Below are 11,103 nucleotides of genomic sequence, written 5' to 3'. Positions count from 1 at the left end.
TCGTGCAGGCTAGAGCTTGCTGGCCGCATCCTCGTCGAGCAGCCATACCGTGGCCTCGCGACCGACGGCGCCTGCCGCGGGCAGGTCGACGGGTTCCGCGCCGCCGAGGGCAGCGGCCACCGCCTCGGCCTTGCCCTCGCCGGACACCACCAGCCACACCTCACGTGACCGCTGAATCGCGGGCAGCGTCAGCGTGATTCGGCGCGGCGGGGGTTTGGGGGAGTCCGGCACACCGACCACCATGCGCTCGGTCTCCTTGACCGCGTCGGTGTCGGGGAACAGTGAATTCACGTGCCCCTCAGGTCCCATGCCGAGCAGGTGTACGTCGAATTCGTTCTCGGGTGCGACGAACGTCTCGTTCAACAATTGCTCATAGCCTGCCGCCGCCGCGTCGAGGTCGTCGCCGAACTCGCCGTCGCTGGCGGCCATCGCGTGCACATTGACCGCAGGAATGTCGACGTCATCCAACAACGCTTCGCGCGCTTGCTTGTCGTTGCGCTCGTCGTCGTCGGCGGTGACGAAGCGCTCGTCGCCCCAGTAGACGTGCACCTTCGACCAGTCGATCTCGCCGCTGCGCTGCTTGACCCGCTCGAGCATCCCGATGCCGGTGCCGCCACCTGTCAGCACCACGCTGGCCTTCCCTCGGGCCGCGACGGCCGCGGTGATCGCGTCCACCAGACGGTCCCCGGCGGCCTTCACCAATGCGTCCTTGTCGGGGTGGCGCTCCACGGTCGGGTTCACACGTACTGCACTTTCTCGATGCCCTGCAGGGCTTCGTGGTAGATCTCGTCGGCGTCCAGGCGGCGCATGTCCTCGGCGAGACATTCGCGGGTTTCCCTGCGCGCCAACGGGACCAGTGCCTCGGGCGCAGACGTACGGGTGAGCTTCGCCGTGACGCCGTCCTGGGGACGGCTCAGCGTGATCGTCTCGCTGTCGCGGACCAGCTCCACCTTCAACTCACCGACGGCGCGGCGCACCGGACCGTCGATGCGGTGCGCCAGCCACCCGGCGAGCACGTCGAGCGCCGGTTCCGTCGCCAACCCGGACACCAGCGCTGAGGTGATCGGCTCGTGCGGCGGTAGATCCACCGCCGACGTCAGCAGCGCCCGCCAGTACGTGATGCGGCTCCAGGCCAGGTCGGTGTCGCCCGGGGTGTAACCCTTGAGGCGGCCCTTGATCGAGCCCAGCGGATCGGTGCCGTTGGTGGCATCGGTGATGCGGCGCAACGCCAGCTTGCCCAGCGGATCCTCGGCGGGAACATCAGGTGCGACATCCGGCCACCACGTCACCACGGGGGTGTCGGGCAGCAGGAACGGCATCACGACGCTGCTGGCGTGGTTGGCCAGTGGCCCGGAAAGCCGAAGGCACACCACCTCGTTCGCGCCCGCGTCCCGCCCGACGCGCACTTGCGCGTCGAGCCGAGCCTTCTCGGCCAGGCGGTCACCGGGTGCGACGACGACGACGCGGCAGGGATGCTCGCGGCTCGCGGCGTTGGCCGCTTCGATCGACTCCTCGAGCAGTGCCTCGGTGGTGGGAGCGATGACCAGGGTCAGCACTCGACCGAGCGTGATCGCCCCGCCCTCTTCGCGCAGCGCGATGATCTTCTTGTTGATGACGTCGGTGGTGGTGTCCGGCAGGTCGAGGATCATGGCCGTCTCCATTCCCGGCCGGTGCGCCGCAACATCTCGAAGGCGGAGTCAGGTCCCCACCCGCCCGCCTCGTACGGGTCCGGTTTGCCGTGCGATGCCCAGTATTCGAGCGCGGGATCGAGGATGCGCCAGGCCAATTCGACCTCCTGGTTGACCGGGAACAGTGACGGCTCACCGAGCAGTACGTCGAGGATCAGCCGTTCGTAGGCCTCCGGGGATTCCTCGGCGAACGCCGACCCGTAGGAGAAGTCCATGCTGACGTCGCGGACTTCCATCATGTTGCCCGGCACCTTGGACCCGAAGCGCAGCGTGATGCCCTCGTCCGGCTGGACCCGGATCACCAGCGCGTTCTGCCCCAGCTCCTCGGTCATGGTGGCGTCGAACGGAAGGTGCGGTGCCCGCTTGAAGATCAGCGCGATCTCGGTGACCCTGCGGCCCAACCGCTTTCCGGTCCGCAGGTAGAACGGCACACCGGCCCAGCGTCGGGTGTCCACGTCGACGGTGATCGCGGCGAACGTCTCGGTGGTGGACGTCGTGGAGAAGCCTTCCTCCTCCAGCAACCCGACCACGCGCTCGCCACCCTGCCACCCCGCGGTGTACTGACCGCGCGAGGAGGTCTCGTCGAGAGGCTCCGCCAATCTGCTCGCGGAGAGCACCTTGATCTTCTCGGCCTGCAGCTCGTCGGGGGAGAAGCTGACGGGCTCTTCCATCGCGGTCAGAGCGAGCAGCTGCAGCAGGTGGTTCTGGATCACGTCACGGGCGGCGCCGACACCGTCGTAGTAGCCGCCGCGCCCGCCCAGGCCGATGTCCTCGGCCATCGTGATCTGCACGCTGTCCACGTAGTGCGAGTTCCACACCGGCTCGAACAGTTCGTTGGCGAACCGCAGCGCCAGGATGTTCTGGACTGTCTCCTTGCCCAGGTAGTGGTCGATGCGGAACACCGACGACTCCGGGAACACGTTGTTGACGATCGCGTTGAGGTCCTCGGCGCTCTTCAGGTCGTGACCGAAGGGCTTCTCGATGACCACCCGGCTCCAGCTGCCCTCCGGCTTCTTCGCCAGACCCGTCCTCGACAGTTGCTCGAGGACCTGCGGGAAGGCCTTCGGCGGAATCGACAGGTAGAAGGCATGATTGCCGCCGGTGCCGCGTTCCGCGTCGAGCTTGCCCAGCGTCTCGGCCAGATTCTCGAACGCCTTCTCGTCGTCGAAAGTGCCCTGCACGAAGCGGACCCCTTCGGACAACCGGTCCCACACCTCCTGGCGGAACGGGGTGCGGGCGTGCTGCTTGACCGCATCGAGGACGACCTGCGAGAAGTCCTGGTCCGCCCAGTCCCGGCGCGCGAAGCCGACCAAGGCGAACGACGGTGGCAGCAGCCCCCGGTTGGCCAGGTCGTAGATCGCCGGCATCAGCTTCTTGCGCGCGAGATCGCCGGTGACGCCGAAGATCACGACGCAGCACGGGCCCGCGATGCGGGGCATGCGCTTGTCGCGCTTGTCCCGCAGGGGGTTCTGCCAATCGGCCACGGCTGGGGTCACTTCTTGTCGTCGAGCTGGCCCTGCGTGGCTTCGAGCAACTCCTGCCACGACTTCTCGAACTTCTCGACGCCTTCGTTCTCGAGCACCAGGAACACATCGGTGAGGTCGATGCCCACGCCTGTCAGCGCGTCGAAGACGTCCTGCGACTCCGCGCCCTTGCCGGTGATCGTGTCGCCGGTGACCACGCCGTGGTCGGCGACGGCGTCCATCGTCTTCTCCGGCATGGTGTTCACGGTGTTCGGGGCGACCAGCTCGGTGACGTACAGCGTGTCGGAGTAGTCGGGGTTCTTCACCCCGGTCGACGCCCACAGCGGCCGCTGCACGCGCGCGCCGGCACCCTTGAGCTTCTCGAACCGCTCACCGCCGAGGAACACCTCTTCATAGGCGGCGTAGGCCAGCCGGGCATTGGCGACGCCGGCTTTGCCGCGCAGCCCCAGCGCCTCGTCGGAGCCGATGTCTTCGAGCCGCTTGTCGATCTCGCTGTCGACGCGGGAGACGAAGAACGATGCCACCGAGTGGATGCGGGACAGATCGTGGCCCGCCTCCTTGGCCTTCTCGAGGCCCTGCAGGTAGGCGTCCATCACCAGGCGGTAGCGCTCGACGGAGAAGATCAGCGTCACGTTCACCGAAATGCCCTCGGCCAGAACGGAAGCGATCGCGGGGACGCCGGCCTCGGTGGCGGGGATCTTGATCAGCAGGTTGGGCCGGTCGACGATTTTCCACAGCTCGATCGCCTGCAGGATCGTCTTGTCTGTGTCGTGGGCCAGGCGCGGGTCCACCTCGATCGACACCCGTCCGTCGACACCGTCGGACTGCTCGTAGATCTTGGCGAACACGTCGCATGCGTTGCGCACGTCGTCGGTGGTGACGGTCCGGATGGTCGCGTCGACGTCGGCGCCGCGCTCGGCGAGTTCTCTGATCTGGTCGTCGTAGGCGTCGCCCTTGGACAGGGCCGCCTGGAAGATCGACGGGTTGGTGGTCACCCCCACCACGGACTTCGTGTCGATCAGCGACTGGAGGTTGCCGGTCTGCAACCGCTCACGGGACAGATCGTCGAGCCATACGGAAACACCCGCGGCGGACAGGGCCGCCAAATTCTCGTTCTGGGTCATGTCAATTCCTTGATTGTTGGCTGGCTAGTTCGCAATGCTGCGTTCCGCGGCGGCCACCACTGCCTCTGCAGTGAAACCGAATTCGCGGAACAGCGTCTTGTCGTCGGCCGACTCACCGAAGTGCTCGATCGAGATGATCTCGCCGGTGTCGCCGACGATCTTGTACCAACTCTGCGCCACCGCGGCTTCGATGGCCACGCGCGCCGAGACCTGGGGCGGCAGCACGCTGTCGCGGTATTCCTTGGGCTGCGATTCGAACCACTCCAGGCACGGCATCGACACGACGTAGGCGTTGATGTTCTTGTCGCGCAACGCTTTCTGCGCTTCGACCGCGATCTGCAGTTCGGAGCCCGTCGCGACCAGGATGACGTCGGCGTCGTCGGCGGGGGAGCCGCCACCGAGCACGTAACCGCCCCGGGCGACGCCCTCGGCGTCGGTGCCCTCCAGCACGGGGATGCCCTGGCGGGTCAGGATGAAACCGACAGGGCCGCTGCCGTTACCACGGGCGAGGATGCTCTTCCACGCGTACGCCGTCTCGTTCGGGTCACCCGGGCGCACCACCGACAGGTTCGGGATGGCCCGCAGCGCCGCCAGATGCTCGATGGGCTGATGGGTGGGCCCGTCCTCACCCAAGCCGATCGAATCGTGGGTCCAGATGTAGATGGTGTCGATGTCCATCAGCGAGGCCAACCGCACCGCAGGCCGCATGTAATCGGAGAACTGCAGGAACGTTCCGCCGAAGGCCCGTGTCGGGCCGTGCAGGACGATGCCCGACAAGATCGAGCCCATCGCGTGCTCGCGGATGCCGAAGTGCAGCACCCGGCCATACCAGTCGGCCTCGAAGTCCGAGGTCGAGATCGACGGCGGGCCGAACGACTTCACGCCCTTGATGGTCGTGTTGTTGCTGCCCGCCAGGTCGGCCGAGCCGCCCCACAGTTCGGGCAGCTTCGGTGCGACGTCGTTGAGCACCTGACCGAAGGCGGCGCGGGTGGCGACGGCCTTGGAGCCGGGCTCCCAGTACGTGATGTCGGAATCCCAGCCCTCCGGCAGTTCCTCGGCGGTGAGGCGGTCGAGCAGCTTCTTGCGCTCGGGTTCGCGCTCCGCCCACGCGTCGAAGCCGGGCTGCCATTTCTCGTGTGCCTCGCGGCCGCGCTCGACCAGCTTGCGGGTGTGCTCGAAGACCTCGTCGCTGACCTCGAAGGTCTTGTCCGGGTCGAAGCCCAGGACCTTCTTGGTGGCGGCGACTTCGTCGTCGCCGAGCGCCGAGCCGTGCACCCCGCCGGTGTTCATCTTGTTCGGCGCCGGATAGCCGATGATCGTGCGCAACGCGATGAACGACGGCTTGTCGGTGACCTTCTTGGCTTCGGCGATGGCCTGCTCGATACCGACGACGTTCTCGCCGCCCTCGACCTCCTGCACATGCCACCCGTAGGCGCGGTAGCGCGCGGCGACGTCCTCGCTCAGGGCGATGTTGGTGTCGTGCTCGATGGAAATCTGGTTCTTGTCGTAGAACACGATCAGGTTGCCGAGCTGCTGGGTGCCGGCCAGCGACGATGCCTCGCTGGTGACGCCCTCTTCGATGTCGCCGTCGGAGGCGATGACGTAGATGTAGTGGTCGAACGGGCTTTCACCGGCCGGGGCGTCGGGATCGAACAGCCCGCGCTCGTAGCGCGACGCCATCGCCATACCGACCGCCGAGGCCAGGCCCTGTCCCAGCGGGCCGGTCGTGATCTCGACACCCTTGGTGTGCCGGAACTCCGGATGGCCGGGCGTCTTGGATTTGTACGTCCGCAGTGCCTCGATGTCGGACAGTTCGAGCCCGAACCCGCCCAGGTAGAGCTGGATGTAGAGCGTGAGGCTGGAATGTCCGCACGACAGCACGAACCGGTCGCGGCCCAGCCAGTGCACGTCGCTGGGGTCGTGGCGCATCTGGCGTTGGAACAGCGTGTAGGCCAGGGGTGCCAGACTCATCGCCGTTCCGGGGTGGCCGTTGCCCACCTTCTGGACGGCGTCGGCGGCCAGCACGCGGACGGTGTCCACGGCGCGGGAGTCCAGCTCGGTCCAGTCGTCGGGATGGTTCGGGCGGGTCAGCGAAGAGATATCTTCGAGCGTGGTCACGAGGCGCACTCCTTGGACTTGGTGGGGCGTGTCGATCCGCACCAACCACCCTAGTGCTCACCGACGCCGGGACGCAGGGGTGATACCCGCCGTACCGGGAACCACCCGTAACCACCCCGCGAATTTCGGTGACGGCCCCCCGCGGTCTACCATCGCCTGTAGTAGACGCGGCGTGAAGGAGTTGGTTGGGTGAGGATCCGCGAAGGCGACCTCGTCGGGGATTCGGCCGACGCCACGCCGCACGGGTTCCGTACCACTCTGCTCGGCTATCTGGCGCTGACCAAGCCGCGCGTCATCGAGCTGCTGCTCGTCACGACGATCCCGGCGATGCTGTTGGCCCATCGCGGCAGCGTCGATCCGCTGCTGATCCTCAACACGATGTTCGGTGGCCTGCTGGCCGCCGCGGGCGCCAACACGCTGAACTGCGTCGCCGATGCAGACATCGACAAGGTGATGAAGCGCACCGAGCGCCGGCCGCTCGCCCGCGCGACCGTGCCGCGCGCCCATGCGCTGGTCTTCGGCCTGGCGCTGTCGGTCGGTTCGTTCTTCTGGCTGTGGTGGACCACCAACATGCTCTCGGCGCATCTGGCCGGCGCCACCATCGCGTTCTACGTGCTGGTCTACACGCTGCTGCTCAAGCGGCGCACCTCGCAGAACGTCGTGTGGGGCGGGGCCGCCGGCTGCATGCCGGTGATGATCGGCTGGTCGGCGGTGACCGGCACGATCAGCTGGCCGGCAATCGTGATGTTCCTGATCATCTTCTTCTGGACGCCGCCGCACACCTGGGCGCTCGCCATGCGCTACAAGGAGGACTACAAGGCGGCCGGCGTGCCGATGCTGCCCGTGGTCGCGACCGAGATCCAGGTCACCAGGCAGATCCTCGTCTACACGTGGCTGACCGTGATCGCGACGTTGGCGCTGGCGCTGGCGACCGGCTGGCTGTACGCCTCGGTGGCCATTCTGGCCGGCACGTGGTTCCTGGTGATGGCCCACCAGCTCTACGCCGGGGTGCGCCGCGGTGAGCCGGTCAAGCCACTACGGCTGTTCCTGCAGTCCAACAACTACCTCGCGGTGGTGTTCTGCGCGCTGGCCGTCGACTCGGCGCTGGACCTTCCGACGCTGCTGTCCCGCTAGGGGATCAGCACCACCGATCCCACGGTCTTGCGTCCCTGCAGATCGCGATGGGCCTGCTCGGCGTCGCGCAGCGCATAGCGGTTGCTCACGGTGACGGTGAGCGTGCCGTCTGCGATCGCGGTGAGCAGTTCGCCTGCGCGCCACGAGAATTCATCGGCGGTGCGGGTGTGGTGCGCGAGGTTGGGCCGCGTCAGGAACACCGAACCCGCGGCGTTGAGGCGCTGCGGATCGAACGGCGGCACCGGTCCGCTCGCCGCGCCGAACAGAGCCAGCGTGCCGCGCACCGCCAGGCTGGCCAAGCTGGCCTCGAACGTCGAGGCGCCCACCCCGTCGTAGACGGCTTCGACGCCGTTGCCGTCGGTCAACTCCCGGATGCGCGCACCGAACGCGGCGGAGCCCCCGTCCTGCTGGCTGGGGTAGTCCAGCACCTCGACCGCGCCGGCTCGGCGGGACAGCTCGGCCTTGTCGGGCGTGGACACGGTGGTGATCACCGACGTCGCCATGCTGCTGGCCCACTGCGTCAGGATCAGCCCGACGCCGCCAGCACCGGCATGCACCAGCACGGTGTCGCCCTGCTGAATCGGATAGGTGGACTTGATCAGGTAGTGCGCCGTCATGCCCTTCAACAGCGACGAGGCGGCCACATCGGGCGCCACGCCCTCGGGCACGTAGGCGACGAAATCGGCGGGCGCCAGGCAGTAGTCGGCGTAGGCGCCCAGCGCTTGCGCAGTCACCACGCGGTCGCCGACGTTGAGCGCGGCGACATCGTCGCCGACGGCCTCGATCGTGCCGCACACCTCGGTGCCGACGACGAACGGCAGCTCCCGCGGATACAACCCCGACCGGAAGTAGGTGTCGATGAAGTTCACGCCGATCGCCTCGGCCTTGATCAGCACCTGATCGGGTCCCGGTACGGGCTGCGACTTCTCGACGTAGGACAGAACTTCCGGCCCGCCGGTCTCGGCGACTTCGATCGCGTACATAGGTGACATCATGCCCGTCATGAAGCTCGCCCGCCCCGAGGTGTTCCACCCGCGCATCGTGTTCGCGGGATGCCCCGTACTGCCCGACGGCGACGGCGACGACGCCGGGTTGATCGGGGCGCTGCGGACCCGCGGCCTGCACGCCCGGTGGTTGTCCTGGGACGACCCGGCGACGCTCGAAGCGGACGTGGTGATCCTGCGCGCGACGTGGGACTACACCGAGCGGCTCGCCGAGTTCCTGGCGTGGGCGCGGCGGGTGCCCACGCTCCTCAACGGGCCCGACGTGGTGGCCTGGAGCGCCGACAAGCGCTATCTGGCCGACCTGGCCGCAGCCGGCGTCGCGACGGTGCCCACCGCGTTCTTCGCGCCGGGGGAGCAGGTGACCATCCCGCCCGGCGAGGTCGTGATCAAACCGTCGGTCGGCGCCGGCTCGGTGGGGGCGATGCGATTCCTCGACAGCGATGCCGCGCTGGGACACGCGTCAGCACTGCACGCCGACGGACGAACGGTGATGGTGCAGCCCTACGACGCGCGGGTGGTTGACGGCGAGACCGCGCTGGTGTTCCTGCGCGGCGAACCGTCGCACGCGTTCACCAAGGGGCCGATGCTGCCCGCGCCGGGGCGCGGGCCGCTTCTCGACCCGTCCGGCACCTACGCGGAGGAGAGCCTGCGGAGTGCGGACCCCGATGGCGAGCTGTGGGACGTCGGCCGCGCCGCGCTCGCCGCCGCGGCGGCGCACCTCGGCATCGGGGTGGCCGACCTGCTGTACGCGCGCGTCGACGTGCTCGGCGGAGCCGACGCTCCGGCGCTGCTGGAACTGGAGTTGGTCGAACCGTCACTGGGGTGGCGCCAGCTCGACGAGTCGACCCGGGAACGGCAGCAGCGCAAATTCGCCGTGGCGGTCGAGTCAGCTCTTGACGAGCGCGGCCTGGGTCCCTTTGCGAAGGGCCCGTTCGCTCAGCGCCGCCCATAAGGCGGCCGTCGCCGCGGTGCACGCCGCTGCCCCGGCCACGTGGAAGGCCACCAGGACCTCGGGCACCCCGGTCGCGAACTGCACCGCGCCGAGCAACCCCTGCGCGGCGACCAGTACGACGAGCACGCGCAGCCGCCGCATCACCGGCGGGGCGGCCTGCGTCGCGACCAACCCGAAGCCCAGCCCGACAACCAACGCCAGATAGGCCACCAGCAACGACGAATGCAGGTGCACGAGCGTGGTGATCTCGACCTCGAGCCGCGGCACCGGGCGGTCGATGCTCTTGTCGCCGGCGTGGGGGCCCGCCCCGGTGACCATCGTGCCGGTGATCAGCACCGCGGACAGCGTCACAGCGCTCAGCGCGGTCAGCCGCCGCAGCGCTCGGGGTGCGCGTTCCCGCGTCTCACCGGTATCGGGCTGGCCGATCTTGACGTACAGCAGGACCGAGAGCCACACCATCAGCATCGACGCGAGCAGGTGCACCGCAACCGTCCACCACAGCAGGCCGGTCAGCACGGTGATGCCGCCGATCACGGCCTGCAGCACCGTCGACGCCGGCATCAGCCAGGCATAGATCAGGACCTCACGACGCCGCCGGGCGCGGGTCACCACGATGACGGCCGCGGCCGCGGTCAGCACGACGAGGAACGTGATCAGCCGGTTACCGAACTCGACGGCCTGATGGATGACCGGAACCTCGGCGTGCGGGACGGGGGTGAAGCTGCCGGGAAAGCACTGCGGCCACGTCGGGCAGCCGAGGCCCGACGCGGTGACGCGGACGATCGCGCCGGTCACGGCGATGCCGCCCTGGGTCAGGATGACCGCGGCGGCGACGATGCGCTGCACGCGCAGGCTCGGTTCGGGCAGGAGATCGACGAGCCGCACGAAGAGTCGGGCGACGGGCACGCTGTCGATGGTAGAGCCCTCTTAACTACGGACCGTAGTAGGGGCGGTGAGTGGCACCAGGACCTCGTCGACCAGGGTGAGCACCAGCTCGTCGTCGATCGGATCGCCGGTGATCAGCAGGTGGTGCCACAGCACGCTCTGGCCGAGTTCGCGAACAACTGCGATCGGAATGTCGGCGCGCACGTCGCCGCGCTCGATGCCACGGTTCAGCAGAGCTGTCACGTCGGCTTTACGGCTGCCGATGATGTCGGCATGGAACGTCTCGGCCAGTTCCGGGTCCGCGGCCACCGCCATCACGATCGAGCGCATCAGCGGCCCTTGCGGGCCGGCGAACAGCTCCGCCCAGCCGCGCAGGACGGCCAGCATGTCGGTGCGGAAACTGCCGGTGTCCTCGGTGGGTATCGATGCCGACGCGACCTCGATGAGCGTGTCGCGCAGCAACGCGCGCCGGTCGGTCCAGCGCCGGTAGAGCACCGGTTTGCTGGTGTGGGCAGCGGCGGCGACCGCCTCCATCGTGACGCCGTCAGGCCCGTGTGTACTCAGCAGGTCCATGACAGCCGACTTGATGGCGGAGTCCAGTTCGGCGCCGCGTCGACGTGTGGTGGGCATGATCACACTCGATTCCTTGAGAAACGCTTGCGTATCTTATGTCGCGATCGTACCGTTCTCGGTAAGAAACGCAAACGTATCTTG

10 protein-coding genes are annotated in these 11,103 nt (G+C 68.0%); 2 read left to right on the top strand and 8 right to left on the bottom strand.

The window, feature by feature from the left end:
- Positions 1-9 precede the first annotated feature (9 nt).
- Genes pgl through tkt form a run of 5 tightly spaced genes read right to left on the bottom strand, consistent with a single transcriptional unit; the run spans position 10 to position 6,414 of the window.
- Entirely contained in the window at positions 10-741 is a 732-nt protein-coding gene (gene pgl / locus ACZY1G_RS25605; RefSeq protein ID WP_463823951.1) for a 6-phosphogluconolactonase, read from the bottom strand.
- Entirely contained in the window at positions 738-1,649 is a 912-nt protein-coding gene (gene opcA, locus ACZY1G_RS25600) for a glucose-6-phosphate dehydrogenase assembly protein OpcA (protein ID WP_463823950.1), read from the bottom strand. The genes pgl and opcA overlap by 4 nt, the downstream gene beginning before the upstream one ends.
- Positions 1,646-3,127, bottom strand: a complete 1,482-nt coding sequence (gene zwf / locus ACZY1G_RS25595) for a glucose-6-phosphate dehydrogenase (RefSeq protein ID WP_463818041.1) — start codon at positions 3,125-3,127, stop codon at positions 1,646-1,648. The genes opcA and zwf overlap by 4 nt, the downstream gene beginning before the upstream one ends.
- A gap of 53 nt (positions 3,128-3,180) precedes the next feature.
- Positions 3,181-4,296 carry a transaldolase gene (gene tal / locus ACZY1G_RS25590; protein ID WP_463817833.1) on the bottom strand — a complete coding sequence of 372 codons (1,116 nt, stop codon included), beginning with the start codon at positions 4,294-4,296 and terminating at the stop codon, positions 3,181-3,183.
- Positions 4,297-4,320: 24 nt separating this feature from the next.
- Entirely contained in the window at positions 4,321-6,414 is a 2,094-nt protein-coding gene (gene tkt, locus ACZY1G_RS25585; RefSeq protein ID WP_463823949.1) for a transketolase, read from the bottom strand.
- Between the two features lie 195 nt (positions 6,415-6,609).
- On the opposite strand from tkt, the gene ACZY1G_RS25580 reads away from it, so the two are divergent.
- Positions 6,610-7,548, top strand: coding sequence for a heme o synthase (locus ACZY1G_RS25580; protein WP_463818042.1), 939 nt, complete (start codon positions 6,610-6,612; stop codon positions 7,546-7,548).
- Here ACZY1G_RS25580 and ACZY1G_RS25575 read toward each other — a convergent pair.
- Positions 7,545-8,531, bottom strand: coding sequence for a quinone oxidoreductase family protein (locus tag ACZY1G_RS25575; RefSeq protein ID WP_463817835.1), 987 nt, complete (start codon positions 8,529-8,531; stop codon positions 7,545-7,547). The two genes, ACZY1G_RS25580 and ACZY1G_RS25575, sit on opposite strands and share 4 nt — an antisense overlap.
- A gap of 19 nt (positions 8,532-8,550) precedes the next feature.
- Between ACZY1G_RS25575 and ACZY1G_RS25570 the strand changes: the two genes are divergently transcribed.
- A complete protein-coding gene (locus ACZY1G_RS25570; RefSeq protein WP_463823986.1) occupies positions 8,551-9,504 on the top strand; it encodes an ATP-grasp domain-containing protein in 954 nt (317 codons plus the stop codon).
- Here ACZY1G_RS25570 and ACZY1G_RS25565 read toward each other — a convergent pair.
- Together ACZY1G_RS25565 and ACZY1G_RS25560 are read right to left on the bottom strand one after the other, a co-directional pair.
- Positions 9,439-10,410: a COX15/CtaA family protein gene (locus ACZY1G_RS25565; RefSeq protein ID WP_463823948.1), complete on the bottom strand. Its 972-nt coding sequence runs from the start codon at positions 10,408-10,410 to the stop codon at positions 9,439-9,441. The two genes, ACZY1G_RS25570 and ACZY1G_RS25565, sit on opposite strands and share 66 nt — an antisense overlap.
- A gap of 21 nt (positions 10,411-10,431) precedes the next feature.
- Entirely contained in the window at positions 10,432-11,019 is a 588-nt protein-coding gene (locus tag ACZY1G_RS25560; RefSeq protein WP_463817837.1) for a TetR/AcrR family transcriptional regulator, read from the bottom strand.
- Between the last annotated feature and the right edge of the window lie 84 nt (positions 11,020-11,103).

It is taken from the genome of Mycobacterium sp. IDUB_5 (genome assembly GCF_055419565.1).
This window is presented reverse-complemented; position numbering and strand designations above follow the sequence as displayed.